The sequence below is a fragment of the Pseudomonas sp. P1.8 genome (assembly GCF_001269805.1).
Lineage (GTDB): Bacteria > Pseudomonadota > Gammaproteobacteria > Pseudomonadales > Pseudomonadaceae > Aquipseudomonas.
In genome coordinates this window covers 384,776-411,596 of sequence record NZ_LHVM01000016.1, presented here as the reverse complement: position 1 = coordinate 411,596, position 26,821 = coordinate 384,776, and the positions used below count along the sequence as shown (strand labels likewise).

23 protein-coding genes are annotated in these 26,821 nt (G+C 61.0%); 6 read left to right on the top strand and 17 right to left on the bottom strand.

What is annotated here, in order from left to right; translation table 11 throughout:
- Nucleotides 1-290: 290 nt before the first annotated feature.
- From chrA to AD668_RS18395, 3 genes are all read right to left on the bottom strand, one after another.
- Nucleotides 291-1,622 carry a chromate efflux transporter gene (gene chrA, locus AD668_RS18405; protein WP_371259822.1) on the bottom strand — a complete coding sequence of 444 codons (1,332 nt, stop codon included), beginning with the start codon at nucleotides 1,620-1,622 and terminating at the stop codon, nucleotides 291-293.
- Nucleotides 1,623-1,649: 27 nt separating this feature from the next.
- Nucleotides 1,650-2,549, bottom strand: a complete 900-nt coding sequence (locus AD668_RS18400) for a bestrophin family protein (RefSeq protein WP_053161010.1) — start codon at nucleotides 2,547-2,549, stop codon at nucleotides 1,650-1,652.
- A 142-nt stretch (nucleotides 2,550-2,691) separates the two neighbouring features.
- Entirely contained in the window at nucleotides 2,692-3,543 is an 852-nt protein-coding gene (locus tag AD668_RS18395) for a CAP domain-containing protein (RefSeq protein WP_053161008.1), read from the bottom strand.
- A gap of 142 nt (nucleotides 3,544-3,685) precedes the next feature.
- On the opposite strand from AD668_RS18395, the gene AD668_RS18390 reads away from it, so the two are divergent.
- On the top strand, nucleotides 3,686-4,306 hold the full coding sequence (locus AD668_RS18390) for a cell wall hydrolase (RefSeq protein WP_053161006.1): 621 nt from the start codon (nucleotides 3,686-3,688) through the stop codon (nucleotides 4,304-4,306).
- Nucleotides 4,307-4,424: 118 nt separating this feature from the next.
- Here AD668_RS18390 and AD668_RS18385 read toward each other — a convergent pair whose 3' ends face one another.
- The 9 genes from AD668_RS18385 to AD668_RS18345 all read right to left on the bottom strand — a co-directional run bounded on the left by AD668_RS18385 (nucleotide 4,425) and on the right by AD668_RS18345 (nucleotide 15,625).
- On the bottom strand, nucleotides 4,425-5,459 hold the full coding sequence (locus AD668_RS18385) for an NAD(P)-dependent alcohol dehydrogenase (protein ID WP_053161005.1): 1,035 nt from the start codon (nucleotides 5,457-5,459) through the stop codon (nucleotides 4,425-4,427).
- Nucleotides 5,460-5,602: 143 nt separating this feature from the next.
- A complete protein-coding gene (locus AD668_RS18380; RefSeq protein ID WP_053161002.1) occupies nucleotides 5,603-7,075 on the bottom strand; it encodes a HAMP domain-containing sensor histidine kinase in 1,473 nt (490 codons plus the stop codon).
- Nucleotides 7,076-7,442: 367 nt separating this feature from the next.
- Nucleotides 7,443-8,489: an alpha/beta fold hydrolase gene (locus AD668_RS18375; protein ID WP_053161000.1), complete on the bottom strand. Its 1,047-nt coding sequence runs from the start codon at nucleotides 8,487-8,489 to the stop codon at nucleotides 7,443-7,445.
- A 574-nt stretch (nucleotides 8,490-9,063) separates the two neighbouring features.
- On the bottom strand, nucleotides 9,064-10,536 hold the full coding sequence (locus AD668_RS18370; protein ID WP_053160998.1) for an aldehyde dehydrogenase family protein: 1,473 nt from the start codon (nucleotides 10,534-10,536) through the stop codon (nucleotides 9,064-9,066).
- Nucleotides 10,529-11,356, bottom strand: a complete 828-nt coding sequence (locus AD668_RS18365; protein ID WP_053160996.1) for an ABC transporter permease — start codon at nucleotides 11,354-11,356, stop codon at nucleotides 10,529-10,531. Before AD668_RS18365 ends, AD668_RS18370 begins: the two co-directional genes overlap by 8 nt.
- Before the next feature lies 1 nt (nucleotide 11,357).
- The gene (locus tag AD668_RS18360; RefSeq protein WP_053160994.1) at nucleotides 11,358-12,275 is read right to left on the bottom strand and encodes an ABC transporter permease; all 918 of its coding nucleotides are present in this window, start codon (nucleotides 12,273-12,275) and stop codon (nucleotides 11,358-11,360) included.
- A gap of 31 nt (nucleotides 12,276-12,306) precedes the next feature.
- Entirely contained in the window at nucleotides 12,307-13,449 is a 1,143-nt protein-coding gene (locus tag AD668_RS18355; protein ID WP_053160991.1) for a PotD/PotF family extracellular solute-binding protein, read from the bottom strand.
- Between the two features lie 39 nt (nucleotides 13,450-13,488).
- Nucleotides 13,489-14,604, bottom strand: a complete 1,116-nt coding sequence (locus tag AD668_RS18350) for an ABC transporter ATP-binding protein (RefSeq protein ID WP_053160989.1) — start codon at nucleotides 14,602-14,604, stop codon at nucleotides 13,489-13,491.
- Between the two features lie 217 nt (nucleotides 14,605-14,821).
- The gene (locus AD668_RS18345) at nucleotides 14,822-15,625 is read right to left on the bottom strand and encodes a response regulator transcription factor (RefSeq protein WP_053160987.1); all 804 of its coding nucleotides are present in this window, start codon (nucleotides 15,623-15,625) and stop codon (nucleotides 14,822-14,824) included.
- A 275-nt stretch (nucleotides 15,626-15,900) separates the two neighbouring features.
- Between AD668_RS18345 and AD668_RS18340 the strand changes: the two genes are divergently transcribed.
- From AD668_RS18340 to AD668_RS18330, 3 genes are read left to right on the top strand one after another with little or no spacing between them, the layout of a single operon-like run.
- Nucleotides 15,901-17,277, top strand: coding sequence for an iron-containing redox enzyme family protein (locus AD668_RS18340; RefSeq protein ID WP_053160985.1), 1,377 nt, complete (start codon nucleotides 15,901-15,903; stop codon nucleotides 17,275-17,277).
- A 29-nt stretch (nucleotides 17,278-17,306) separates the two neighbouring features.
- Nucleotides 17,307-18,251, top strand: coding sequence for a class I SAM-dependent methyltransferase (locus tag AD668_RS18335; protein WP_053160983.1), 945 nt, complete (start codon nucleotides 17,307-17,309; stop codon nucleotides 18,249-18,251).
- A 13-nt stretch (nucleotides 18,252-18,264) separates the two neighbouring features.
- Nucleotides 18,265-19,386 carry a carboxylate-amine ligase gene (locus AD668_RS18330; RefSeq protein ID WP_053160981.1) on the top strand — a complete coding sequence of 374 codons (1,122 nt, stop codon included), beginning with the start codon at nucleotides 18,265-18,267 and terminating at the stop codon, nucleotides 19,384-19,386.
- A gap of 9 nt (nucleotides 19,387-19,395) precedes the next feature.
- Here AD668_RS18330 and AD668_RS18325 read toward each other — a convergent pair whose 3' ends face one another.
- Nucleotides 19,396-20,616, bottom strand: coding sequence for an MFS transporter (locus tag AD668_RS18325; protein WP_053160979.1), 1,221 nt, complete (start codon nucleotides 20,614-20,616; stop codon nucleotides 19,396-19,398).
- A 134-nt stretch (nucleotides 20,617-20,750) separates the two neighbouring features.
- On the opposite strand from AD668_RS18325, the gene AD668_RS18320 reads away from it, so the two are divergent.
- Nucleotides 20,751-21,524 (top strand): helix-turn-helix domain-containing protein, encoded by a 774-nt coding sequence (locus AD668_RS18320; RefSeq protein ID WP_053160977.1) that lies wholly within the window; start codon nucleotides 20,751-20,753, stop codon nucleotides 21,522-21,524.
- A gap of 42 nt (nucleotides 21,525-21,566) precedes the next feature.
- Here AD668_RS18320 and phnX read toward each other — a convergent pair whose 3' ends face one another.
- The 4 genes from phnX to psrA form a co-directional block, all read right to left on the bottom strand.
- Nucleotides 21,567-22,394 (bottom strand): phosphonoacetaldehyde hydrolase, encoded by an 828-nt coding sequence (gene phnX, locus AD668_RS18315; protein WP_053160975.1) that lies wholly within the window; start codon nucleotides 22,392-22,394, stop codon nucleotides 21,567-21,569.
- 86 nt (nucleotides 22,395-22,480) lie between these two features.
- The gene (locus AD668_RS18310; protein ID WP_053160973.1) at nucleotides 22,481-23,353 is read right to left on the bottom strand and encodes a LysR substrate-binding domain-containing protein; all 873 of its coding nucleotides are present in this window, start codon (nucleotides 23,351-23,353) and stop codon (nucleotides 22,481-22,483) included.
- A 54-nt stretch (nucleotides 23,354-23,407) separates the two neighbouring features.
- On the bottom strand, nucleotides 23,408-24,703 hold the full coding sequence (locus AD668_RS18305) for an MFS transporter (protein WP_053160971.1): 1,296 nt from the start codon (nucleotides 24,701-24,703) through the stop codon (nucleotides 23,408-23,410).
- A gap of 128 nt (nucleotides 24,704-24,831) precedes the next feature.
- Nucleotides 24,832-25,923 carry an iron-containing alcohol dehydrogenase PsrA gene (gene psrA, locus AD668_RS18300; protein ID WP_053160970.1) on the bottom strand — a complete coding sequence of 364 codons (1,092 nt, stop codon included), beginning with the start codon at nucleotides 25,921-25,923 and terminating at the stop codon, nucleotides 24,832-24,834.
- Nucleotides 25,924-26,193: 270 nt separating this feature from the next.
- On the opposite strand from psrA, the gene AD668_RS18295 reads away from it, so the two are divergent.
- A complete protein-coding gene (locus tag AD668_RS18295; protein ID WP_053160968.1) occupies nucleotides 26,194-26,817 on the top strand; it encodes an NIPSNAP family protein in 624 nt (207 codons plus the stop codon).
- Nucleotides 26,818-26,821: the final 4 nt, after the last annotated feature.

Sequence of the window (26,821 nt, the reverse complement as noted above, 5' to 3'; positions counted from 1 at the left end):
CGCACGGATTCGGGCCTCGGCACGACGGCGGATACAAAGATCCGGGGCATGCAGGCAAGGGATTAGCGAGGGAGAGGGCTCGACGCGTTGGGGACGCGCTTAGACGAGCAGGGTGCTATCCGGCGGACGTGCGGAGTGACGAAGTTTGGAACGGCTCAAGGCCATGGGCAGATTGACAATGCGGTTCATAGCGAGTTTTCCAGCATTGGATTTCGTCGGAGGCCAGTGTGACAAGCCATCCGGGCGTGGCTGGATACTAGGGGGGAATGTGGCGTGTGTAAACGCCTGATTCATTGCATCAGACCCAGGCCGAGCACCCCACTGCCGATCAATACTTCGATCACGCCGCGCTTGAAGTGCAGCAACGCAGCCGCCGCTGCCATCGCGATCAGCGCCGAAGGCCAGTCGAGGTTTGCACTGAAACCGTTCGGCCAAAGGACGTGATAGGCAAAAAAACACGCCAGATTAAGAATCACCCCGACCACTGCGGCCGTGATCGCGGTCAACGGCGCGGTGAATTTGAGTTCGTTGTGCGTCGACTCCACCAGCGGGCCACCGGCGAGAATGAACAGGAACGAGGGCAGGAAGGTAAACCAGGTTACCAGCGATGCGGCCAGTGCACCGGCGACAAAAGCCTGATCCGGGCCGAACACCTGATGCACGTAAGCGCCGATGAAGCCGACAAATGCCACCACCATGATCAACGGGCCGGGCGTTGTTTCGCCGAGCGCCAGGCCGTCGATCATCTGCGTCGGTGTCAGCCATCCATAGTGGCCGACCGCGCCCTGGTACACATACGGCAGCACCGCGTAGGCGCCGCCGAACGTGAGCAGCGCCGCTTTGGTGAAGAACCAGCCCATTTGCGTCAGCGTGCCTTCCCAGCCGAACAGGGTGATGAGGATCGCCATGGGAAGCGTCCATAACACCGCGCCGATCACCAGCAGACGCGCCAGTTTCAATCCACTGAAACGGGCGTGTTCAGGGGGCGGTGTGTCGTCGTCGATCAACGCTGGACCGAAGGTTTTTTCGGCAGCACTGTGTCCCCCGGTCCTGAATTTTTCCGGAGCCAGTCGCCCGCCGAAATAACCGATCACCGCCGCGCCCAGCACGATCAGGGGAAACGGCATGTTGAGTACAAAAATAGCCACGAAAGACGCCGCGGCAATGCCCCACAACCAATTATTCTTCAACGCCCGCGAGCCGATGCGATGCGCCGCTTGCAGCACAATCGCCGTCACCGCCGGCTTGATCCCGTAAAACAACCCGGCCACCACCGGTACGTCCCCGAACGCGATGTACACCCAGGACAGCAGGATCAGGATGAACAGCGACGGCAACACAAACAGCACGCCAGCGATCACACCGCCCCAGGTCCGGTGCATCAGCCAGCCGATGTAAGTCGCCAGTTGCTGGGCCTCGGGGCCGGGCAGCAACATGCAATAGTTGAGGGCGTGCAGGAAGCGCCGTTCGGAAATCCAGCGCCGGCGTTCGACCAGTTCCTGGTGCATGATCGAAATCTGCCCCGCCGGCCCGCCGAAACTGATGAAGCCCAGTTTGAGCCAGAACAGAAATGCTGCACGCAGGCTGATGGCTTGAGGTGTCGACAGATCCTGTTCCGAGATCGGCTTCAAACGGATTTCCTTATGGGTTCAGCTCAGCACAAAGTCCACGGGTTCCAGCAGTGGTGGCAAGGGGCTCACACCTTGTGCCGCCAGAACGTCGCGCTCGATGATGCGCACCAGCGCATCGGTGGGCAACTGGTTCTCATCGCCGCCGAACGGGTCCTCGAGGGCATCGGCAATTGCGTCCAGACCGAAAAAGGTATAGCTGACGATCGCGGTGAAAATCGGCGTCATCCAGCCCAGCGGCTCGGCCATGGCGAAGGGCAGCAGGATGCAGAACAGGTAAATGGTCCGGTGCAGCAACAGGGTGTAGGGGAAGGGCAGCGGGGTGTTTTTGATCCGCTCACAGATGGCCTGGACCTGGGTCAGGCGGGTCAACTGGTTGGACATAAGCGTGTAGCGCCATTCATTGATCGCGCCGGACTCGGCGAGGGTCGAGCAGCGCTGTCCGACCTGCATCAGAATCCGCCCGCAGAGGTCGCCGGCAGTGTCCTTGGGCACCGGATCGAGCCAGGAGCCACTGGCGGCCAGTTCGTCCTCCTTACGCAACCTGGCGTTCAGCGCGTGAGCAAAACCGCACAGGTTTCGCAGCAGGCTGTGACGCTCGCTTTCCTCCTTGATGACCTGGGCTTCGCGCGCCAGGGAGCGAACCCCCACCAGCAGATCGCCCCACGCTTTACGCGCTTCATACCAGCGGTCGTAACAGGCGTTGTTGCGAAAGCTCATGAAGATCGACAACGACAAGCCGAGCAGGGTGAAGGGCGTTGCACTGACTTTGGAAAAGTAGCTGGGGTGCCACATTTCAACGAGCACGATGGCTGACGCGAGCAGCGTCACCATCAACGCGCGCCAGGCGATGCGTTTGGCAATCGAGCCCTTGAGCGAAGTCAGGATGCCGATCAGGTTGGGCTTGGGTCTTACGATCATGGTGTTCGCCAGAGAAGAGCCGTAGTCCAGCCACGGCTCGTGTTCATCAAACGGCGCAGGCTAGAAACAAAGGGACGCGGCGTCCAATCACTGTTAATGACCGGGTCATCGATAACCTCTATGAAGCTTCCCGTTGCCCCGTTCACTGCGCCCCAAACATCGCCGTCCAGTAAATCCCGCCGTCGCTCTTCGGATCGGTCGCGTACGCCGCGCCCAGATCGCGGAACTGCGGGTTCATCAGGTTGGCGCAATGGCCGGGGCTGGCGAGCCAGCCGTCGACTACCTTGCTCACGCTGTCTTGCCCGGCGGCAATGTTTTCGCCGATTTGCTGAAAGTCGTAGCCCGCCAGTTCCGCACGATCACCGGGGGTGCGGCCGTCGCGATCCTTGTGATCGAAGTAGTTGTTGTTGGCCATGGACCGCGAGTGAGTCTCGGCCGCCGTTGCCAGCGTGGCGTTCCAGGTCAGCGGCGTGGTGGCGGCAAAAGATTGTGTGCCGCACTGGGTGGCGCGGCTGCGGGCGGTGTTGAGTTCGGCCAGGAGTTTCTGGCCTTCGGCCTGCCAGTCGCCCAGTCGCCCGCTCAACAGGGGACGCGCCAGGGTAATGCGCCATTCACGGTCCTGACGGCTGACGCCGACGTCGACAAATTGCGGATCGAGCACGATCTGGCAAAAACTTTCCTGGATGGCTTTCATCGCCGACGGCGCATCGCGCGGGCCGGACAAACTGATCGCCTGCACGTTCTTCATCGGATAACCCGCCGTGGCCATGGCCTGTTGCAGGTTGCCGACACTGGCGGCGGACAGCACCAGGCGTGGATCGGCCGACAGCGGCGGCAACTCCGAGGAGGCCTGGCCGGCACAGCGCTGCGGTTGGTTGCGGTACTGGTTGATCGACTCGATCAACTGCGACTCGTCGTTGGCCGCGGCTGATGCCGCGAACACCAGGCCCAGTGACAAACCGGCAAAACGCATGGCGGATGACGTCAAACGCATGGAAATCCCCTTTGAACTGACTGCGCCCATGATGCGCGAAGTTGCCCCCTCATGGGCAACGGATTTTCCAAGTGTAGTGGGGCGAGTGCAATCATTTCACTACTACACTGAAGGCACATCGCCAACAGGGTTGAACCCCACTATGCGTCTAGACTGGATCGCCACTTGCCTTGCCGTCACGTTGCTTGCCGGCCCGGTTTTCGCCACCGAACAGCAGCAAAAACAAAAAGTCGCCGAAGACAAGGCCCAAGCGCTTGAGCAAAAAGCTGCACAGGACAGGAGCCCGGCGCCGGCACCCAAGGCGCAAGCCATTACCCAGCCTGAAGTCCAGGCCGTGGACCCGGCAGGCAAAGCACCACTGGATGACGCAATCACCTGCATGGCCCGCTCGATCTACTGGGAAGCCAAAGGCAAGAACGCCGCCGATATGGAAGCGGTGGCCAATGTGGTCATGAATCGACTGGGGCACAAGGGTTTTCCGGACACGGTCTGCGCCGTGGTCAAGCAGGGTTCTGAAAGCAAAAGCTGCCAGTTCTCCTGGTGGTGCGACGGGCGCTCCGATTCCGTACAGGAAGAAGTGCCTTACGCGCTGGCCAAGGAAATCGCGCGCAAGGCATTGAACAAACAACTACCGGATCGCACAAAAGGCGCATTGTATTTTCACGACCGTACGGTGAAGCCTGATTGGGCCAGGGAGTACACCAATACGGCGAACATCGGGTTGTTCAAGTTTTACAAGCCTCAAGGCGCAGACGCGAAGTAGTTGCGTTGACCGGACGCTGTTCTACGTCTCAACCAGTCGATTCGCCTGGACCCGTATAAACCATCGGCGCCGGCATTGCCGGCGCAGGCGGCCAATCCCTAAGGTGTGAGCGGGGCGGTCATTTACTGGCATCCAGCACGACGCGGTAACGCGCCTTGCCGCTGCGCAAATGTTCGACGGCCTCGTTGACCCGGCTCATGGGAAACATCTCGACCTGCGGCAGGATCTGATGCCGGGCGCAGAACTCCAGCATCAGCGCCGTGTTGGCAGGCGACCCGACCGGCGAGGCGGACAAGGTTTTTTGCTGCGGGATCAGGTCGAACACATGAACCGGAATCGCACCGGGCACGATGCCGACAAAATGCAGTCGGCCTTTGCCACGCAGGGTGGCAAGCATGGCCGCCCAGTCCAGATCGGCGTTGGCGGTGATCAACAGAAAATCCAGGGTGCCGGCGATGGCCTTCAGCGCTTCGCTGTCGGTCGAGGCCACCACCTTGTGCGCGCCCAAGCGCTTGGCTTCATCCTGTTTGCTCAATGACGAAGTGAATGCGGTGACTTCGCAGCCCCAGGCATTGAGAAAACCCAGCGCCAGATGCCCGAGCCCGCCGATGCCGACCACACCCACTCGATCAGTGGGCTTGATGCCGAATTCCACCAGTGGGTTGAACACCGTTGAGCCTGCGCAGAACAGTGGTCCGGCCATGGCCGGGTCGAGCCCGTCGGGGATCGGCAGGGCCCAGGCCCAGTGCGAGCGCAGGCGGTCGGCAAAACCGCCGTTACTGCCGATGATGGTCGGTTGCACCGTACGGCACAGGTTATGCGAGCCTTCGATACAGGACGAGCAGTGCATGCAACTGCCCTTGTACCAGCCAATGCCCACCCGTTGGCCGACCTTGAGACCACGCACTTGCGCGCCTGCCCGCACCACCCGACCGACAACCTCGTGCCCAGGAATGAACGGGTACTGGCTGATGCCCCAATCGTTATCGATCAGCGACTGGTCGGAATGGCAGACGCCGCAATATTCCACGGCGACTTCCACTTCGTCATTGCCCAAGGGACCTGGATCGTAGCTGTGGCGTTCCAGTGGCGCGCCGGCTGCAGTGGCGGCCCAGCCGGTGAAGGTTTTGAGTTCGGTACTGGCGTCGCTCATGGGAGACCTCCGGATCAAGTGTCAGGGGAGTCGGCCGTACGGGTGCAACGGCCGAGCGAAGAAAGTGTAGCGGGTTGCGGGCGCTGCACTTTGTACCGTTGGTGCTCAAGGATTTGAGCAATGACCGGGGATACGGGCAAGGTTTATCGCAGGGAGCTGTCTGTTCTCTCTATCACCCTGAAACTCAATCGCACCGACGTTCCTTGTTGTTCGTGACGGGTCAGACTGGCCTCTCCACCAAAACTTTCCATGATCTGTTTCACCATGATCAACCCGATACCCAGCCTGCCTTGCCGGGTGGTGTAGAAAGACTTGAACGCGAGCATTTCCTGCTGACGCGATGCGCCTTCCCCGGTGTCATCGATCGACAGATGCAGCCATTGGTGGCTGTCCTCCAGGCGGGACTTGATAGTCAATGTCCCCCCGGCCGGCATCGATTCGATGGCATGGGCCATCACACTGTCGACGATTTGCGTAAGCAAATGCGGGTTGCTGACTACCCGTGGCGTTTGCTCGTTGCCGTTGAGGTCGACATGAATTCTAGACTGGGCCAGTTGCGTACCGAAGCGGGACACTGTGGCCTGAACGATCGCCATGGGCTCCACCAGCTCTGGCTCGCCGTGGATCGGGCGCAAGCACTGTAGCAACTCATGGACCCACTTGGACATGCGATCAACCTGGTTGACGATGTCGGCGATGTTTTTGGTCGCCGGTTGACCGTCCATGTCGTTGGCCAGTTCAGCACTGGAGCGGATGCAGGCCAGTGGATTGCGCAAACTGTGGGCCACCGCCGTGGACATCTCGACCAGGCCAACGTAGGTCTTGTTGGCAACCAGCTGGGCTTGCTGGGACGCCAGCTGGATCGATGCCCGCCGGACCATCCAGTAGAGCCCGAAATACAAGAGCAGGCCGCCCACGGCCGTGGCCAGCCAGATGATTCGATGCCCCCGGTTGAACCGTTCAATCAGGTCGAACGGTTCCTTGTAGATTTCCACCACCGCCAGGGTATTCCCCAGGTCATCGACCAGGGGAATGTAGCTCTCGATGAAGAACATTTTGGGTGGATACAAAAATTGCTGCTCGGCGCGGACTTCATCCGCATCGCTGTATTGGGTGGAAACGCGATCCCGGGAGCTAAAGGCTGCTTCCAGCGCGTCGTTGTTCAGAAATCGCTGCCCGACCCGTTGTGGGTTGGTGGACCAGATCACCGTTCGCAGCGGGGAATAGATGCTGATCAGCAGTGAATCGGGGAGGTGCGAAAGGTGGTCGAGAAACTCCGAGCGTGCACGGTGCCTGTTCTGCGTCATTTCATCCGACAACATCCCATACGGGGTGGCCGCCAGCACATCCCCCATTCGCATTCCGAGCAGTTGGTGATGGCGTATCTCGCCGGTCGCGATGGTCTGAATGAACTGCGCTGACAGCAGGGCGTCGCGCTCCAGGCTTTCGGTCACCAGAAAACGCGTTGAAACCGTACCCAATCCGACAGCGATCGCACTGATGAGAATGAAACTGATGACTGAAAACCAGCGCAGGAGGTTGAATTGTCCAATGGGCGCAATCGAGCCACTCGTTCTTTGAGGCAGGCGCCTGAACAATGCGGATAGTGCATGCATGGCGAGTGTCCTTTGGTGTGGTTCATATCCCTGTTCGCCCGCTTGGGTTTGCAGGTCACGCCTGGGTGATTACCCAGCATTCTCTATGCCAACAGGCTTGGGCGAGCGACGAATGAGAAAGACCCCGGCACTTTTGCAGCGTTGCGCCTGAAACCGGGGACAGCGAATGCCACAGCCATCGCGGCAACCAGAATGATGAAAGGCGGGGCTGGGGCAATCCAACCAGCTCTGGGGTAAATGCCCCTGTGCGTGGGGGGTGGCCGGAAATAGTGAAGGGTGTGGCGTTTTTCTTTGCAGTACATCTCGCCCGGAAAACAGCGGCCCGGTCAGTCACACGGGCCGTTGCTGTGAAGGTGCCTGACTCACCTCAAAGATGATCCGCGTCAATCACCGCCTTGGCGAACGCCTGTGGATCTTCCTGCGGCAGGTTGTGGCCGATGCCGCCGTTGATCAGGCGGAACTCGTATTTGCCGGTGAATCGCCTGGCATAGTCCTCGGGGGCCGGGTGCGGAGCGCCGTTGGCGTCGCCTTCGAGGGTGATGGTCGGCACGCTGATCGGCGGCGCCGTGGCAAGTTTTTGCTCCAGCGCTTCGTATTGGCTTTCGCCTTTTACCAGCCCGAGTCGCCAGCGGTAGTTGAACACGGTGATGTCGACATGGTCGGGGTTGCTCAAGGCCTTGGCGCTGCGGTCGAAGGTAGCGTCATCGAACGCCCATTTCGGCGACGCCAATTGCCAGATCAACTTGGCGAAGTCGTGGGTGTTCTTTTCGTACCCGGCACGACCTCGGTCGGTGGCGAAGTAGAACTGATACCACCATTGCAACTCAGCCTTGGGTGGCAAAGGATTCTGGCCCGCCGCCTGATTGCCGATCAGATAGCCGCTGACCGACACCAGTGCCTTGACCCGTTCCGGCCACAGTGCCGACACGATATCGGCCGACCGAGCGCCCCAGTCATAACCCCCTAGCACGGCTTGTTTGATCTGGAGTGCATCCATGAAGTCGATGACATCACTGGCCAGTGCGGCCGGCTGGCCATTGCGCATGGTCTTCTCGGACAGGAAATGCGTGTCGCCATACCCACGGGCATACGGCATCAGCACGCGATAGCCCTTGGCGGCGAGCAAGGGCGCGACTTCGTCATAGCTGTGAATGTCGTAGGGCCAGCCGTGCAGCAGTATCACCACCGGGCCATCGGCCGGCCCGGTTTCGGCATAGGCCACGTTCAGCAGGCCGGCGTTGACGTGTTTGAGCGGGCCGAACGGAGAAGGGGTCGAGTACGAGGCGCTGGCGCTGGTCGAGGGCGCAGTCGCTTGCGCGTGGGCCACGCCGAAACCACTTAACAGGGTGAGAGCAAGGACCGACGAGCCGACCAGGCGGTGAGCGGTGAAGTGTTTCTGCAATGCCATCTTCATGGGGATGTCTCCGTTGCAAGCCATTGGCCAGGGGCTCTGGGGTGCTCCCCTTCAAACCGTGCCTGCATTTGAACGCGGTGACGTATCCGTTCTGTGTCGAAAGGGTGGGAGGGATGAAAGCCTGTGTATCGGGAAACCGGTTCGATACACAGTGATACACAGCCTGATCTTCAGTGAACGCCAATCCCGCTGATTACAAATCCCTGTAGGAGCGGGCTTGCCCGCGAAGAGGTCGGCACGTCCAACAGAGATATTGGCCGGCCCACCGCTATCGCGAGCATGCTCGCTCCTACAGTTTGATCTTCAGTGAATGCCAATCCGCCGGCCGTCCACAAATCCCTGTAGGAGCGGGCTTGCCCGCGAAGAGGTCGGCACGTCCAACAGAGATATTGGCCGGCCCACCGCCATCGCGAGCATGCTCGCTCCTACAGTTTGATCTTCAGTGAATGCCAATCCGCCGGCCGTCCACAAATCCCGGTAGGAGCGGGCTTGCCCGCGAAGAGGTCGGCACGTCCAACAGAGATATTGGCCGGCCCACCGCTATCGCGAGCATGCTCGCTCCTACAGGGCCTGCTTACTTCAAGTACCAACCCCACGGCTGATCGCTGATGTACTCGGTCACTTGTTTGACCTCCAGGTAATTGTGCAGCCCCCATTGCCCCAGTTCACGGCCGATGCCGCTGTGTTTCATGCCGCCCCAGGGCGCTTCGACGAAGGTCGGTTGCGAGCAATTGACCCAGACGATCCCGGCGCGCAGTTGGTTGGCGACGCGGGCCGTGCGCTGCAAGTCGGCGCTCATCACGGCGGCAGCGAGGCCGAAGCGGCTGGCGTTGGCCATCTGCACGGCTTGCTCTTCGGTCTTGAAGCGCTTGATGCACAGCACCGGACCGAACACCTCTTCGCGCCATAGAATGCTGCTGTGGCCTGGCTCATCAAAAATCGCCGGTTCGATGAAGTAACCTTGGTTCAGGTGGGCCGGCCGCCGCCCACCCGTGAGCAAACGGGCGCCACTGGCCAGTCCTTGATCGATGAACCCGAGCACCTTGTCGTACTGGCCCTGGCTGACCAGCGGACCGAGCTGTACACCGGGCTGCATGCCGGGACCCATGCTGATCTTGCGGGTTTCTTCTACCAGCCGTTCGATCAGGCGCGGGGCGATGGATTCTTGAACCAGCAAGCGTGACGTGGCGCTGCACACCTGGCCCTGGTTCCAGAAAATTCCGAACAGAATCCACTCCACTGCGGCATCGATATCAGCGTCGTCAAACACGATGAAGGCTGACTTGCCACCCAGCTCCAGACTGATGTTCTTGATGTCCCGCGCCGCCGCCGACATGATTTTCGCCCCGGTGGGCACGCTGCCGGTGAAGGCCAGTTTGTCCACGCCCGGGTGCTCGGTGAGCGGGCTGCCAGCCTCGGCACCGAGTCCGGTCACTACGTTCAGCACTCCAGCGGGTAAGCCGATGCGGTCGGCGGCGGCCGCCAGCTCCAGGGCGGTCAACGGCGTCAGCTCGGACGGTTTCAACACCACCGTGGCCCCGGCGGCAAGGGCTGGCGCAACCTTCCACGCGGCCATCAGCAACGGGTAGTTCCAGGGAATGATCTGCCCGGCCACGCCAATCGGCTCGTGGCGGATGCGGCAGCGGAAGCGTGCGTCCGGTAAGGCCAGCGGTTGGTCCTGCTGTTGATCGAGATCGCGGGCCAACCCTGCGTAATAACGCAAGCACCCAATCGCGTCGCCAATGTCCCACTGCGCTTCTGGCAACGGTTTGCCGTTGTCACGCACTTCCAGCTCCGCCAGTGCCTGCTGGCCGCTTTCCAGTTCATTGGCCAATGCTTCCAGCCACTGCGCGCGCTCGGCGCCGGTGGTCTGGCTCCAGCCACTGTCGAAGGCGCGACGGGCCGCACGCACGGCGTGGTCAACGTCCTCTTCAGTGCCTGCCGCGACGCGATGGAAGACTTGCTCGGTGGCTGGGTCGATCACGTCCAGATAACCGCCCAGATCCGGGCTGACCCATTCGCCGTTGATGTAGAGCTGATCACGCATGGTGCGACTCCTGAACGCCGGTGCGGCGGTTTTGCAGATGGCGGGAAGTGAACAGCAAGGCCAGCGACACGCAGATGATCACCGTGGACACTGCATTGATCTCCGGCGTCACGCCGCGGCGGATGGATGAAAAGATGTAGATCGGCAAGGTCGTTTCGGAACCGGCGACGAAGAACGCGATGATGAAATCGTCGAAGCTAAAGGTGAAAGCCAGCAGGAACCCGGCCATGATCGCCGGACTGATCTGCGGCAGGGTGACTCGCCAGAAGGTGTCCATCGGCGGGGCGTACAAGTCCGCCGAGGCTTCCAGCAAGGCCTTGTCGAGCGAGTCGACGCGACTGCGCACGATCACCATCACCAGCGCCATGGTGAACAACGAGTGCGCGGCGATCACGGTGAAGAAGCCCATGTTCAACTTCGGCACCGTCGGCAACCAACTCGCCAGCAGTGGGTTGATCAGGTCGAACAGGCTGATGAAGGCGATCAGCGTCGAGATGCCGATGACGATGCCCGGCACGATGATTGCGCAATAGGTCAGCGCATCGAACAGCAGGCGCACTTTGGGGCCGCAGCGCTGCAAACCGAACACCGCCAGGGTGCCGAACAGCGTGGCGATCACCGCCGAGCTAAAGGCAATCAGCGCGCTGTTACCCAGCGCCTCCATGATGAACGGGTTGCCGAATGCGGTGCCGAACCACTGCACCGAACAGCACTGGAACGCCAGGCCACTGCGCCCGGCGTTGAAGCTGAACAACACGATCAAGGCAATCGGCGCGTAGAGGAACAGGTACAGCGAGGTTGAATAGCTGCGCAGCCACATGTCACAGGCCTCCATCGGCAGGGCGGCCGCCGTAGCGCGCCACCAGTTTCAGATACACGCCGATGATCAGCAGCATCATCGCCACCAGCGTCATCGCCAGCGCACTGCCGAACGGCCAGTTGCGCGATTGCAGGAACAGGTCGACCAGCGCGTTGCCGACAAAGAACACCTTGCCGCCGCCGAGAATGGCCGGGATCAGGAACTCGCCCATCAACAGGATGAACACCAGCATCACCCCGGTAATAATCCCCGGCGCGGACAGCGGCAGAGTGATCCGGCGAAAGCTTTCGAAGGCGCTGGCGCCCAGGTCCGCCGAGGCTTCGAGCAGGCGCTTGTCGAGTTTTTCCAGGCTGACGTAGATCGGGAACACCATCAGCGGCAGGTAGCCGTAGACGATCCCGATCAGCACCGCCCACGGCGTATTGATCAGCCGCACATCCTCAAGACCCAGGCTGGCCAGCAGCGCCGGAATGCCCTTGCCGCTGAGGATGAAAATCCACGCGTAGGTGCGGATCAGGAAACTGGTCCAGAACGGCACGATCACCAGGGTCAGCAACAGCGAGCGGTTCCTTGTGACCTTGACCGCCAGGAAGTACGCCAATGGATAAGCCGCCACCAGGCACACCAGGGTGCCCAGCGGCGCCAGCATCAGCGTGTTGCTGAACGCCGCGCCGCGAGAACCGAGGTTCAGGTAGTTGGCCACCGTGAAGCCACCGGCGTAACCGCCCACGGCGCTGCGCTCGCCGAAACTGAAGACCAGGATGATCACCAGCGGCATCAACAACAGCAGCAGGAACCACAAGGTCGAAGGCAAAAGCATCAGCAGGGTGATGCGCCGGCCGAGGCTGCGCCGTTGGCGCACCTCGACCGACAGGGCATGGCCCGGCTGCACCGTTTGCGGGTGGGCGGCGGCATTCATGGGTGACTCCTCATTGGCCATGGTCAGGCGATCAGGCGGACTTGAAACGCGCCATCAGTTCAGCGCGCGCCGGGCTGGTCAGCGTCGCGGCGGCACCGAACTCCAACGGGCTCAGGGCCTCGGCGGCCGGGTACATGATCGGATCGTCGAGCATCGCCACCGGCAGCAGCGCGTCGACACGCTTGTCGCCGCTCGGGTAGCCGTGGCTCAGCACTTCAAGCTTGTTGTGCTGCGGATCGAGCAGGTAGTTGATGAAAGCGTACGCGGCGTCCTTGTGCTCCGAACTTTTGGGGATGGCGAAGAAGTCGCTCCACAGCTCGCCGCCTTCCTTGCCCAGCTCGAACTGCATTTGCGCGTTGTCGCGGTGCAGTTGCGAGGCATCGCCGGTCCAGGACATCGCCAGCCAGGCATCGCCGCTGCGCATCGACGGTTGGATGTCGGAGTTGATCGCGAACAGGTGCGGCTTGACCTCGATCAGTAGTTTTTCCGCGTCGGCCAGTTCTTTCGGGTCCAGGGAGTTGAAGCTGTAGCCGAAGCTTTTCAGGGCGTTGCCGATGGCAGTCAACTGGTAGTCGTGGACCATCGTGCGGCCGCTGGCCGGACCTTGTGCGGCGGCCCAGAATTCCTTCCAGCTGGTCGGGCCGTTTTTCAGTTTGCCGGCATCGTAGAGCATGCCGGTGGTGCCCCAGTTTTTCGGCACCGCGTAGACCTTGCCGTCTACCGTGCCTTGGGCCATGAACTTCTGCTGGAACGCCGACGCGTCGAAGTTGGGAAGACGCGACAGGTCCAGCGGTTCGATCAGCCCCAGGCCGACGTAGGTGCTGATGGTGTAGTTGGTTGGTACCAATACGTCCCAGCCACTGCCGCCGGCCTGCAATTTGGCGAGCATTTCTTCGTTGGAACCGAACACGCTCATGGAGACCCGGGCGCCGGTGGTCTTACCGAAAGCGTCGAGGTTTTCCTGGCTGTGGTAGTTCGGCCAGGTCGCCAGCGACAGGCGATCCCCCAGTTTGCCTTGCTCTGCGGCCTCGGCGGTGGAGGTCAGCAGGCCGGGCATGTTGGTGGCGACGACGGCGGCGGCGATACCCAGGCCGGTGCGGCCAAGGAACTCGCGGCGGCTGATCGAGCCGTTCTGCCAGCTGCGCAGGGTTTTTATAAAAGTCTTCTGGTCCATAGCACGCTCCACATCCGGTTGATGAAACGAATCGATGATTTACAACGCCATGGCCAGGCCATTGGCGTGATCCCAGCCGACGCGCACTGGCGCGCCGTGTTCGAATGCATTGGCGCCGTGGTCCTGCTGGCGCGGCACCCGCACGCAGACCACGCCGAAGGCCTGGGTGCGCACGCGGTATTCGGTGGAGTTGCCCAGGTAAATGCGATCTTCCACGCAACCTTGCAGCTTCACTTCCCGGGTCATTTCAGCGTTGGCGCTGGCGATGCTGATCAGTTCCGGGCGCACGGCGATGCAACCGGCGGCGTTGGCGCTCAGGCCTTTGCCGGTAGGCGTCAGCGGGCTGATCAGTTCCAGCCCTTGCTCGGTGCGCAGCACCACCGAGTTGCCGTTGAGCTGGCGCACGGTGCCGTCGAACAGGTTGGACTCGCCGATAAAGTCAGCCACGTAGCGACTGGCCGGAGCTTCGTAGAGTTGTTCCGGAGTGGCGGTCTGGATGATCGAGCCGTTGTGCATCACGCTGATGCTGTCGCTCATCGACAGGGCTTCTTCCTGGTCGTGGGTGACCAGCACGAAGGTGATGCCGACCTCCCGTTGCAGGCGCAGTAGCTCCGATTGCATTTCCTTGCGCAGCTTGCGGTCAAGCGCGGCCAGGGGCTCGTCGAGCAGCAACACCGTCGGCTTGTTGACCAGGGCGCGGGCGAGGGCGACGCGCTGTTGCTGGCCGCCGGACAATTCACTTGGCTTGCGCTGGCCAAAGCCGCTCAGGCGAACCATCTCCAACGCTTCATCGGCCATGCGCAGTTGCTGCTTTTTGTCCGGGCGCGGATTGCGATAGCGCAAGCCGTAGGCAATGTTTTGCGCCACGCTCAGGTGCGGGAACAGCGCGTAATGCTGGAACACCATGTTCACCGGTCGCTCGTACGCCGGCACACCGGCCACGTTTTTACCCGCCAGACGAACCTCGCCGCTGGTGGGCTGTTCGAAACCGGCGATCATGCGCAGGGTGGTGGTCTTGCCACAGCCCGAACCGCCGAGAAAGGAATGAAACGAGCCACGCCGCACCGCGAAATCCAGACCGCTGACGGCCTGCACCTCGCCGTAGCGTTTGACCACATTGCAGAATTCGATATCGCTTGGCGGGGTGTCGTTCACGGTCGGGCTCCCTTGCAGTGATCAATCAGTGCGTCGGGGGCCAAACTAGCAATCGGGGTTTTGCGCTGTATATATCCCTTGGGGGATAGGCGCTATCCCTGTAGGAGCTGGCGCAGGCTGCGATCCTTTGATCTTGATCTTCGGCGTTCAAGTGCAAAAAAAATCAAAAGATCGCAGCCTGCGGCAGTTCCTGCGGGGGGAGGTGTCGTGCGTTTTTTCAGGCTTGCAAGGGTTCCTCCGTCAACTCCCGAATAAACAACCCCAACAACTCCGACTGGCTGCCGATTCCCAACTTGGCGTAGATGTTCTTGCGGTGGATCTTCACCGTGCCGGGGCTGATGTTCAGTTGTTCGGCCACCGAGGCACTGGAGTGGCCGCGCAGCAGCAGTTGCACGATTTCCTGCTCACGTCCGGTAAGGATGTGTGCGCCAAAGTGGTCGAAGGCTTCGCGGATCTTGAAGTCCAGGTCCTGTGCCGGGCGCGGTTGCTGGGCCTGACGCAGGCGCCAGGCTTCGCTGATGACTTGCTCGACCACTGCTTGCGCGCATTCGACCAACTGCATTTCGTCACGGCTGAACGCGCAATTGGCGCTGGAACGCATCAGCGACAACACCGCCATGGCGCCATCGCCGAGGTCGACGAAGAACGCCACTTCCTCGGCCAGTCCGGTTTGCTGGTAATACGTCAGAAAGTATTCGCCGAGGTAGAAGTGGTCGGGCGCGAACTGGCGCAATCGCCACAACCCGGGCGCCTGCCCGCGGGTGCAGGCCAGGTAGAACGGGTCGAGCAAGTATGGCCCGCACTGGTAGTCGTCGACATACACCGCGCGTTTGTCCGCCGAGAAGGTGTCGAACAACGCCAGGGGCCGGTGATTGCCTTCGTAGACGAACAACACGAAATGATCGACCGGGCAAATCTGCCGTAGCCAGTGGCTCAAGCCCGACAGCCGTGCATGCCCGGCAGGCAGGTCCAGCAGATGGGCGACACCGGTGGTCCAGAGTTTGAGTTCCTTGGGGCGCATGGCGACTACAGACTGAAGAAGATGGCGTTGGGATGCACAAACTACGCCATGGCGTGTTTCCCGGTGTTGGCGGGGCCGGCAGGGCCGAACCCATGAAAATACGCACCGCAACGGGGCCGGGTGTTACCGAGTGCTACAGGGTTGGTAGCAAAAGTGATCAGCCACCGGTCCGTGGTACCCGCAAGCCGATGGAATTTTCCCTGTCGAGCCAAATCTTCTGTTGAACGCACACGCATTTGCGTCGGCGCCAAAGACAGCGGCAGGAGATTAGCCCCATGACATTGTTCACCCCGTTATCCGGCTCCCCCTCAACGGTTGCACAGGCAACCGCTGGCCCGTTGCGCGAACTCTATGATGCGCTTTACAGCAACGCCCCCGATGCCGATCAACGGGCTGAACAATTCCTGCGCCAGCAACTGGCACTTGCCGCCGAACTGCCGAGCGATGTGCCCGAGAGTCCGGAGCAATTGTCGTCATGGGCGCAAGACCATTGCGCCGAAGTCGCCGGTGCGTATGCCCAATACCTTGAAGCGCGCAGGCAAGGAGACGGGCCTCGTTATTTTCAGAACAAGGCTCATGCGCTGTATTTCCTGCAACGCGTGGCACCGACCAAAGAAGTCGACGGCGCGTGGCTGGAAGGTGTGCTGGAGCATTGGCAGGACTGGCGCTTCGATGGCTTGCTCAGCACTTACCTTGAAGAACTCGGCAACGGCGACCCGCGACAGAACCATGTGGTGATTTATCGCAAGTTGCTCGCCGCCCACGACTGCGGCGACAAGCAGGCGCTCAATGACGAACTTTTCCTGCAAGGCGCTGTGCAACTGGCGCTCGGTCGTTGCGCGGAACAGTTTTTGCCCGAGGTCATTGGCTACAACCTCGGTTACGAGCAACTGCCCCTGCACCTGTTGATCACCGCTTTTGAACTGCGTGAGCTGGGGATCGACCCGTACTATTTCACCCTGCACGTGACGATCGACAACGTCAGCAGTGGCCACGGCTGCAAGGCTGTGCAATCGGTTCTGGACCTGTTGCCCTTGGGCGAGGGCAGGGCTGAGTTTTATCGTCGCATGACGCTGGGCTATCGCCTGAATGACCTGGGCCTCGGTTCGACGTTGGTGATCAAAGGGTTCGACCTGCAACGCGAAGTCATCGCCATGCTGGAACGCAAGCGCCGCTTTGGTCAGCACATGCATTCGGACTATTGCCGGGTCGAAGGAAAAACCGTCAATCAGTGGCTGGCGGCGCCCGGTCAAATTGAAGGCTTTCTGGTTGCTCTGGAGAAAAAGGGTTGGATCAAGCGCCATCAGGCGCCGCAGGACAGCCGATTCTGGCAACTGATCGAAGGCAGCAGTGCGGCGATGTTCGGGGTGTTCAGCGGGTATGAAAAACAGCTTTTGAAGGACTGGATTGCGGGCGATTGGCGAGAACCGCAACCTCGCCCATCGCGCCACCGGGATCACACCGCAGACCTTCCCGATGATAGGTGGGCGGACGATCCAGAACTCAAGACGCTGCAAGCGTCACTGCGCAACCTCGAGCCGCAGCTGCAGCTGCAGCAGTTGATTCCGTGGCTGTCGGCGCAGCGGCATTGCCGTCCGGCCGGGCTCTACGCCACCCGCCGCTTCGTTGAATTGCGCAGCGCTTTGCGTTGAACATCCAGCACCGACCACAGGAGCACCCCATGTCGGCACAATCCTTCGCTGATCGGACATTGCTGGAACTGGGCAGGCACTTGATCGCCGACCGATATCACTTCATCACACCGACGCCGCTGACCCACGAACGCGTCTATCAACGCTTGGCTACGCCGCTGGCCAAGGACATGCGCGATGTTTTTGGCTGGTCGATGCCGTTCGAGCACAGTCTGTTCCCGGCTGACGAACTGGCAGACCTGGAACGCGCAGGCATTGTTGAACGCGATGGCGCGCTGTGGCGCAGCACCGTGCGCTGGTCTTCCCTTGAAGGCATGCTGTTCGCCCACTCGGCGTATCCGACCACCCAGACTGACGCGATTTTTTTTGGCCCCGATAGCTACCGCTTTGCGCAACTGATCGAAGCACACCTGCAGCACTGTTTCGAGCCTGTGCGCCGTGTGGTCGATATCGGCTGTGGCGCCGGTGTCGGGGCGCTGATCGCTGCGCGCAGCCGACACGAGGCCGAGGTGCTGGCGGTGGACATCAACCCCGGCGCGCTGCGCTTGTCGGCGGTCAATGCCGAGTTGGCCGGCCTCAACAATGTCGCGGTTTATCACAGCGATGTGCTGGGCAGTGTCGAAGGCCCGTTCGACCTGATCATCGCCAACCCGCCATACATGAACGACAGCCAGCAGCGTGCGTATCGCCACGGCGGAGGCGCGCTGGGGGAAGGCCTGTCGCTGCGCATCGTGCGCGAATCGTTGCCGCGCCTGGCGTTGGGCGCAAGCCTGGTGCTGTACACCGGCGTGGCGATGGTGGCAGGTCACGACCCGTTTCTGGAGTCCGTCTTGCCGCTGGTATCCGGCGATGCCTTTGGCTGGACCTATCGGGAGCTGGACCCCGACGTGTTCGGCGAGGAGCTGCTCAAGCCCGGATACGAACGGGTTGAGCGCATTGCCGTCGTGGCGTTGACCGTGACCCGCAGGCAGTGAGCGGAGCGACCCGATGAATCCCGGCCCCCGGTTCGGCATCGAGGAAGAGTATTTCCTGACGGACCTCGACACCCGGCAAATGCTCGCCGAACCGAGTAAAAACCTGTTGCACGAATGCCGGGAGACGGTCGGCCGCAGCTTTGCCTACGAAATGTTCCAGGGACAGATCGAGGTGGCTTCACCGGTTTTCACTTCTACAGATCAGGCTGCCGATTTTTTCCATAATGTCCGCTCACAGCTTAATCGCACGCTCGCCGCTCATGGCCTGGGTTTGCTTTGCGCAGGCACGCATCCGCTGGCACGCTGGCGGGAACAGCGCGCCACCGCGCAACCGCACTTCGATTCATTGTTTGGCGAGTATCAATCGGTGGCGCAGCGCAGTGTGCTTTGCGGCCTGCATGTACACGTCGAAGTCCCCGAAGACGTCGACCGCATAACGGTCATGAACGCGGTAATGCCCTGGCTGCCGTTGTTGCTGCTGCTCAGTTGTTCCTCACCCTTCTGGGAAGGCGCTGACAGCGGTTTCATGAGTTATCGCCAAGTCGTTTGTGAAGGTTGGCCACGTATGGGCCTGCCTGAACACTTCAAGGACGAGGGCGAGTATCGGCGCTTTCTCGCATTGCTGCGGCGCACCGGTGCGATGGAGGCCGACGGCAATGGCTGGTGGGGACTGCGTCCGGCGATCCGCTATCCAACCCTGGAATTGCGCATGACCGACGCTTGCCCACGGCTGAGTGAAACCGTGCTGCTGGCGACGCTTTTTCGAGTGATGGTGGCCTTCGCCATTTCGGCTGCCAGACCGTGTGCAGGACACGACCCGGCGACACGCTGGTTACTGGAGGAGAACCGCTGGCAAGCCAAGCGCCATGGCGCGCAAGGACGTTTTGTAATGGATGCCGAAGGTGCTGTGATGAATGCCCGGCAGTGGCTGGACCAGGCCAGGACGACCTTTGAAGACACCGCGGTGCGCATGGGCGAGCCGCGGTTGTTCGATCAAGCCCAGGCGGTGTTGCTTGCCGGCAACAGCGCTGAGCGACAACGGGCGTGTCATGCGCGGGCCAGCGCTCGTCTCTTCGAGCCCGCCCTGTGCATGCAGCAGGTGGTGGATCTGCTGCTGCAAGAAAGCCGAGGGTAAGTCGCCATCTCAGCGGCGTTCCTTGATCGACGGCAACAGAATCGTCAGGATTCCCAGCAGCGGCAGGAAGGAGCACAACGTGTACACGTATTCGATGCCATGGCTATCCGCCAGATGCCCCAGCAGCGCCGCACCGATCCCGCCGAAACCGAACATCAGACCGAAGAATACCCCGGCGATCATGCCAACGTTGCCGGGCACCAGTTCCTGGGCGAAGACCACGATGGCCGAGAACGCCGAGGCGAGGATGAAGCCGATGATCATGCTCAGCACACCGGTCCAGAACAGGTCGACATAGGGCAGGGCGAGGGTGAAGGGCGCTGCGCCAAGGATCGAGAACCAGATCACTTGCTTGCGGCCGATCCGGTCGCCAATCGGGCCACCAAAAAAGGTCCCAGCCGCGACGGCACCGAGAAACAGGAACAGGTACAGCTGCGAACTGGCCACCGACAGGTCGAACTTCTCGATCAGGTAGAAGGTGAAGTAGCTGGTGAAACTGGCCATGTAGAAGTATTTGGAAAACACCAGCAGCGCCAGCACGACCAAGGCGAAGGTTACCCGGCGTTTTGACAAGCCGTGGGTGGCTTGGCTGCCTTGCTTGAGCTTGAACAGGGTGAGGTGGTTGCGATACCAGCGGCTCAGGCCGTATTGCACGAGGATGGCGAACACCGCGAACAGGCCGAACCAGGCCACGTTGCCTTGGCCGTAGGGAATGATAATCGCGGCGGCCAGCAGCGGGCCGAATGCGCTGCCGGCGTTGCCACCGACCTGGAAGGTGGACTGCGCCAGACCGTAGCGACCGCCTGAGGCCAGTCGCGCAACCCGCGAGGTTTCCGGGTGAAAGGTTGACGAGCCAACGCCGACCAGCGCTGAGGCGACCAGAATCGCCGGGAAGCTGCCGACCATGGACAACATCAAGATACCAATCAGCGTGCAGACCATGCCCGCCGGCAACAACCACGGTTTTGGGTGGCGGTCGGTATGGAAACCGATCCATGGTTGCAGCAGCGAAGCGGTGAGCTGGAACGTCAGGGTGATCAGCCCGACCTGGGTGAACGTCAGGCCGTAATTGGCCTTGAGCATCGGGTAGATCGACGGCAGCACGGCCTGGATCAAATCGTTGATCAGGTGCGCCAACGCGCAGGCGCCGACGACGCGCATGACCAAGGGACTCGCTTGCGCGGCCACCGAGGCGGTGGGTGAGGGGGAGCTGAGGGTGGTGGTCGACATGGGCGATCTTCCGGATAAAAAACGCGAACTGCGCACGCAAGGCGCAGCCAATTTCAGGGTTCGGCGTTATCCTAGGGGCCTTGAAATCGCCCGTCTCGCGCAGATCGGGCGCCTACTATCGTAAAAAGGGCAGTATGATCAAGCCACTGGACAAATTTCTCGCGGATATCGACCAGGGCGAATGGGACGTTCGCAGCAGCGCGACCGATTACCCGGAAAACTGGTTTATCCAGCCGCACTCCCACGAGAAGCATCAACTGATCTACGCCATCGAAGGCGTGATGGTGGTGCATTCGGCAAGCAGCCAGTGGACCGTGCCGCCGAGCCGTGGCATCTGGATGCCGAGCGGCGAAGTGCACTCGATTCGCTGCGTCGGGTCGATCAAGATGCGCAGTGTCTTTGTGCACCCGGATGCGAGCATCGGATTGCCTGTCGAACCCCGCGCGGTGAGTGTTTCTGCACTGCTGAGCGAGCTGATCAAAGTCTCGGTCGAGTTCGACTTCAGCGGTGAACCGGACTCAAGGGAGGCCCGCGTGCTGCGCCTGATTCTGGATGAGCTGACAATCCTGCCGACCTTGCCACTGAATTTGCCGCAGCCTGGCGACCCACGCATCAACCAGATCTGCAGCGCACTGCAGCGTGATCCCGGAAATGGCTCGACCCTGGCCGACTGGAGCGCCCGGCTAGGCCTCGACGAAAAAACCATCCAGCGCCGCTTCCGCAAGGAAACCGGCATGACCTTCGGCCAGTGGCGTCAGCAGTCTCGGTTGCTGCTGGCTTTGGAGCGTATCGCCGTGGGGGAGAAGATCATCGACATCGCCGGGGAGCTGGGCTACGACAGCCCGAGCGCGTTCACCACCATGTTCAAGAAACAGTTCGGCAAGACGCCGAGCGAGTTTTTCAAGTGATGGCGACCGTCCGTGGGACGGCCGCTTGGCGCCGGGATTGGGTCAGGATCCTTGCGGCGTTTCACCCCGCATCAGACGGGCATTGATGTCTTCGATCACTGCCGGCAGATCGACGATGGTGTCGATCAAATAGTGTGGACGTGCGCCTTCGAACATCTTGATTATGCGTGCCCGCTCGCTGTCCAGCCTGTCTGAGGGCAGGGCCTTGAATTGATCGTAGGTCAAGCCCAGCGCATTGCCGGAGCAGGTCAGGGCGACCGTCCACATCCCGGCGGCCCGGCCTTCGAGAATGCCAGGCCAAGTGTCGTCGACCTTCACGCACGCGGCGACATCGCTGATCCCCAAGGCAATCACGTTGGCCAAGGCCTGGGCAGGGTAGGGGCGACCGTTGGGTACTTCATCGGTGGCGACGACGTGGTCGGCGACGTAGCCGTTATGCCGCGCCAGCTCCACCACTTTCTCCATGACAACGGCCGGGTAGCCGGAGCAGGAGCCGATCTTCAGGCCTTGGTCGCGCAACGCGTCGATGGTGTTCAGGGCCCCCGGAATCAGCGCCGAGTGCAGCGCGATTTTCTCGATCTGCAGCGGCATGAATCGCTCATACAGCGCGGTGACATCGTCATCGGTCGGCAGGCGATCAAAGGCTGCGCGGTAGCGTTCGGCAATTTGCGGTTGATTGCACAGGGTGCGGATGTGATCCCACTTGCCCATGCCCATCGGCCCCCGCGCTTCTTCCAGGGAAACCGCGACGCCGAACTCGGCAAACGCTTCGACGAAAATCTGCGTCGGGGCAAAGGAGCCGAAATCGACGACGGTGCCGGCCCAGTCCAGGACCACGGCTTGCAGTTGGGTCGGTTGTTGGTAATTCATGGTGATTCTCCATTTTTTGTTGTGGGCAGGCCGTCCCTCTCGAGATCGAGAAGTAGGCCTGTGGATTGCTCAAGGGTGAGGCGAAATCAGGTGGCCGGTGTGGGGCTTGCGTCGAACAGCTCTGCGATCATTGGCCGGTTTCGGCGGATGCCCAGACAGCACAAGTGGTAGTCGATGGAAAACGGGTGATTGACGAAGGTGATGGGCCGAGTCCCCGGTGTTTCGGTGTACTCGACAGCCGAAACGAAACCGATCCCGATGCCTTTGGCGATGGCATGCACAATGGCTTCGCGGCTGTTCAACTGCATGACGCAGTTCAGGGCGACGCCCAGTTGCTTGCAGCTTTCTTCTACCAATTGGCGGGTGCGAGAACTTTTTTCCCGCATGACCCATTTCTCTTCGCTGATCTGCTCGACGTGCACTTCCTTCTGCCGGGCCCAGGGATGGTCCTCGCGCACCACGGCAATGATCGGGTAGCGTCGGTAAAGCTGCGTGTCGAAGCGTTGGTCGAATTCGGACAACGCCAGGATCGCCACATCGATATCGAAGTTGAACAGGCGATCCAGGGTCTCTTTTTCCGGGGAGAACGAGGTTTCCAGTTCAATGTCCGGATGACGTTGCATCAGTTCGTAGGTCAGGTTCATCGCAATCGGCGGCGAGACGGCGCCCAGGCGCAGCATGCCAGTCTTGCGTTGCTTGAAACTTTGCAGCAATTGCACGGCTTCATCCTCCTGGCCAAACAGGCCCTGAGTGATTGCGTAGAGCTGGTGTCCAGCTGCACTCATTTCGATAAAGCGGCCGCGGCGGTGGAACAGTTCCACGGAGAACTTCTTCTCCAGGGCGTTGACCTGCTCACTGACCGTGGGCTGGCCGACGCTCAAATACTCGGCGGCGAGGGTGAAGCTGCCGGTCTTGGCCACCGCATGAAATGAACGTAGCCACTTGTGGTACTGGTACATAGACGATCCTGTTCCTGAGCCGCTGCCATTGATTCAATCTGTCCAGCCGGGCCATCAACGCCTGATGAACAGCGCCACCGACGCGCTGCAGAGACAGGCAGCGGTGACTACGATGAAGATCAGCGAGGTGTTGCCGGTACTGTCGAGCATACTGCCGATCAGCGGTTCCGCCAGGCCGGCGAACAGGTAGGACGAGAAGTTCATCACACCGGTCGCCGTCCCCGCGCGTTTGGCACCCACCAGGTCCGGGCACAGCGCCCAGAAACTGGAGGCGGGGCCGTACACGAAGAAACCGCAGAGGAACAACGCGACCAGGCCGGTCGCACTGTGCGGCGCCAGGGTCCACATCCACAAGCTGGTCGCTGCACCGAGGAACATGTAAAGCATGATCGCCAGATAGCGTTTGGAACCGAACAGTTTGTCGGAGATCCAGCCATTGCTCAGTGCGCCGATGGCCATGCCGACGGGAAGTGCCACGGTGATCCACTTCGGATCGATCATGCTGTCGCCGGTCTTCCAGTTGGCGCCCAGAAAGTGCACCGGCACCCAGACGATCAAGCCATAGCGGGCAGCGTTCTGAAACCCGAGGGACACGGCTGCGATGATCAAACGGAAGTTCTTCAGCACGGCTTTGTAGCGTTGCGCCGATGTTTCGACTTCGCCGTGGGCCACTTCGTGGTTCTTGTCCTCGGCGTTGGCTACGCCAGTGTCGGCAAGCGGTTCGAACCCCAAGTCCTGCGGACGCTCCCGAGCCACGAGGTAGAAAATGATGCCCCCCGCCAACATGAGCAGCACGGGCAAGCGGAAGATCCAGCGCCATTCCAGGTGCATCACTTCCAGTACGACGATCGACGTCACGTAAGACAGGACAGAGGCGCACCCGGCCGCGAACACATAGAAGCCATACACTTTGCCGCGTTCGCCCGCACTCCACCAGTTGGAGATCAGTCGACTGCCCGGGGCCCAGCCCAATGCCTGGAAGTAGCCATTGATGCCCCAAGGCAAAATCAACGCTGCAAAGTTGCCGGCGAAGCTCGTCACCCAGTTGGCGCCACAGGACAGCACTGCGCCCACGGTCATGATGCGTCGGCCACCATATTTGTCGGCGAGGTTGCCGTTGATGGCCTGGCCAATCGCGTACGCCCAGAGCATGGCGGCCGAGGCCCAACCCAGATGCTCCTTGGTAAAGCCGAACTCGGCCTGGATACCCGGAATGGCGAAGCCGAATGTTTGCCGCCCGGTGTAGAAAAACAGATAACAAAACATCGCTGCCAGCAACATGCGCCACTGGGCGACACGGAACGACGCGGTGTGTACGGCAAGACCTGGCAAGGTTTGGGCACGATTCATGATCTTTTCCTTATTCTTGTTCGGTCCCTCCGTGTGGTAACGGAGGGTGCACTCTTTTTCAGGTGCGGCAGGAAATCGTCGCGGCTCGTAACGCCGCTGGCAGTGTAGTGATTTATGAGCGGTGAAACCTAGGCCGCGCGTGAACCGATGAAGTTCTTGCCGCGGGCACCCTGCAGGGCGAAATCGATCATGGCTTCGGCTTCGTCGGCCGTTACGCCGTAGTCGGCGAACTCGGTTTTGACATCGAGGCTGTGCAGGAAGGCGCGCAACCGGGACTGGGCCTGGTCCAGGTCCGGTCCGAAAACCCGTTGCAGGGTTTTGTCACGCGTTGCGTCGTGGCCCCAGGCAAGGCCCAAAACCAGCGGCAGGGTGAAGGAACACGCAATGCCGTGGGGCAAGCCGTAGCGCAAGGTCATCTCATAGGAAATGGAATGGGCCAGTGCAGTCTTGGTGTTGGAGAACGCCAGCCCGGCCTTGAGTGCCGCCAGGGCCATTCTTGAGCGCAGTTCCTGATTGGACAGGTCCTGCCGCAGTAAGGGCAGGCATTCGAGGATGTCTTCGATGGCCGAGATGGCGAAGGTGTCGGAAATCGGGTTGGCGTTAATGTTCCAGATCGATTCCAGCGCATGGGACAGGGCGTCCAGGCCCGTGGAGACGGTGACGCCGCCCGGAACCGTGAGCATCAATTGCGGATCGATGATGGCGACACTTGGCCAGGTGCAGTCCAGGTGCAGCGAGTACTTCTTGTGATTGGCCGCGTCCCAGATCGTCGCCCAGGGCGTGACCTCACTGCCCGTGCCCGCGGTGGTCGGGGCGGCGATCAGCTGTTTACTGCGAACCGGAACGAAGGGTTTGCCGCTTGCCAGCAATGCCAGCAGCTCATCGAAACGACCTGACTCGGTGCCGACAATCAGCGCCTTCGCCGTGTCGATGGCGCTGCCGCCACCAACGGCAATCACGGTGTGGCATTCACCAGCTTCTCGCCAGAAGCGTTCATAGGTCTCGCGCAACTGCGCAACATCGGGGTTGGGCTGGACATCTTCGATCACGTAGACCAGCCGCTCGCCCAACAGCGCTTGAAGGCGATCCACCAGCCCCAGGCTTCGGGCTTCGGGAAAGGTCACAACGGCAACGCGTTGGTGTTCAGTGATGGCGGCCAGCTGTTGCAGGCTGCCCCAGCCGAAACGGGTATCCACTGGATTGTGAAATCGGGCGGTCATGGCGGGTCCTTTGTTTTTGTTGTTGGAAGTGACGCCATGCTCGCGGTCTGCGCACTGCTACACAAATCGATAATTCGCAGGTTTGAATCGGCTGAGCCGATAACGGCGGGTATAAAGGAGGGCGCTCTCGAACGTTGTAAAGATACTACCTAGCGCCCTGCGGCAATCACCATGACCGATGGTGATTGCCTCAATGTTTTGCCCACAAGGCCTGTCATACGCTGTGCGCCAAGGGAAGCCCGTACGGGCTGACAATCGCCGGAGCGTGGCATGCGTTTTTTTGAACTGATTACTTTGACCGTGCGGGTGCGCACGGTGGCCGATGCACTGGCGCGCATCGAAACTGCATTGGCCAAGCCGCAAGTTGGCGGAGCGTTGATGGGCTGCTGGGCTTCGGAGATCGGCCAGTTGAACCAGATCACCGTGCTGCGCGGCTATGAAGACGAAAGCCTGCGGCAGGCTGAGCGTGAGCGCTTCCTGTTGGGCGGCGAAGTGTTCGGTATCGGCGAGCTCATCACCGATCTGCGCATCGAAAACTACACGCTGTTTCCTTTCCTCGAACCCTTGCGTGCCGGCCAGCATGGCCCGTTCTACGAGATGCGCGTCTACGACCTGATCAGCAGCGGTCTCAAGCCCACGCTCGACGGTTGGAGCAAAGCCATCGAAGCGCGCACCGCCGAACAGTATTCACCGGTGTATGCGGCGTTTTACGCCACTGATGGTTCGCTGCCACGTTATCTGCACATCTGGCCGTGGGCCACGCTGGAAGAGCGCCTGCAAGTACGGACCCAAGCCGTTGCCGACGGCGTCTGGCCGCCGGAAAACTCCGGCCCGCAATTGCAGGACATGTGTTCGACGATCTATCTGCCGGCGAAATTTTCACCGCTGCAATGATCGG

Bases quoted from the DNA above. Each gene is read 5' to 3' on its own strand.
- AD668_RS18400 (WP_053161010.1), bottom strand. From the start codon at position 2,549: ATGATCGTAAGACCCAAGCCCAACCTGATCGGCATCCTGACTTCGCTC.
- AD668_RS18395 (WP_053161008.1), bottom strand. From the start codon at position 3,543: ATGCGTTTGACGTCATCCGCCATGCGTTTTGCCGGTTTGTCACTGGGC.
- AD668_RS18390 (WP_053161006.1), top strand. From the start codon at position 3,686: ATGCGTCTAGACTGGATCGCCACTTGCCTTGCCGTCACGTTGCTTGCC.
- AD668_RS18385 (WP_053161005.1), bottom strand. From the start codon at position 5,459: ATGAGCGACGCCAGTACCGAACTCAAAACCTTCACCGGCTGGGCCGCC.
- AD668_RS18380 (WP_053161002.1), bottom strand. From the start codon at position 7,075: ATGCATGCACTATCCGCATTGTTCAGGCGCCTGCCTCAAAGAACGAGT.
- AD668_RS18375 (WP_053161000.1), bottom strand. From the start codon at position 8,489: ATGAAGATGGCATTGCAGAAACACTTCACCGCTCACCGCCTGGTCGGC.
- AD668_RS18370 (WP_053160998.1), bottom strand. From the start codon at position 10,536: ATGCGTGATCAGCTCTACATCAACGGCGAATGGGTCAGCCCGGATCTG.
- AD668_RS18365 (WP_053160996.1), bottom strand. From the start codon at position 11,356: ATGTGGCTGCGCAGCTATTCAACCTCGCTGTACCTGTTCCTCTACGCG.
- AD668_RS18360 (WP_053160994.1), bottom strand. From the start codon at position 12,275: ATGAATGCCGCCGCCCACCCGCAAACGGTGCAGCCGGGCCATGCCCTG.
- AD668_RS18355 (WP_053160991.1), bottom strand. From the start codon at position 13,449: ATGGACCAGAAGACTTTTATAAAAACCCTGCGCAGCTGGCAGAACGGC.
- AD668_RS18345 (WP_053160987.1), bottom strand. From the start codon at position 15,625: ATGCGCCCCAAGGAACTCAAACTCTGGACCACCGGTGTCGCCCATCTG.
- AD668_RS18340 (WP_053160985.1), top strand. From the start codon at position 15,901: ATGACATTGTTCACCCCGTTATCCGGCTCCCCCTCAACGGTTGCACAG.
- AD668_RS18335 (WP_053160983.1), top strand. From the start codon at position 17,307: ATGTCGGCACAATCCTTCGCTGATCGGACATTGCTGGAACTGGGCAGG.
- AD668_RS18330 (WP_053160981.1), top strand. From the start codon at position 18,265: ATGAATCCCGGCCCCCGGTTCGGCATCGAGGAAGAGTATTTCCTGACG.
- AD668_RS18325 (WP_053160979.1), bottom strand. From the start codon at position 20,616: ATGTCGACCACCACCCTCAGCTCCCCCTCACCCACCGCCTCGGTGGCC.
- AD668_RS18320 (WP_053160977.1), top strand. From the start codon at position 20,751: ATGATCAAGCCACTGGACAAATTTCTCGCGGATATCGACCAGGGCGAA.
- phnX (WP_053160975.1), bottom strand. From the start codon at position 22,394: ATGAATTACCAACAACCGACCCAACTGCAAGCCGTGGTCCTGGACTGG.
- AD668_RS18310 (WP_053160973.1), bottom strand. From the start codon at position 23,353: ATGTACCAGTACCACAAGTGGCTACGTTCATTTCATGCGGTGGCCAAG.
- AD668_RS18305 (WP_053160971.1), bottom strand. From the start codon at position 24,703: ATGAATCGTGCCCAAACCTTGCCAGGTCTTGCCGTACACACCGCGTCG.
- psrA (WP_053160970.1), bottom strand. From the start codon at position 25,923: ATGACCGCCCGATTTCACAATCCAGTGGATACCCGTTTCGGCTGGGGC.
- AD668_RS18295 (WP_053160968.1), top strand. From the start codon at position 26,194: ATGCGTTTTTTTGAACTGATTACTTTGACCGTGCGGGTGCGCACGGTG.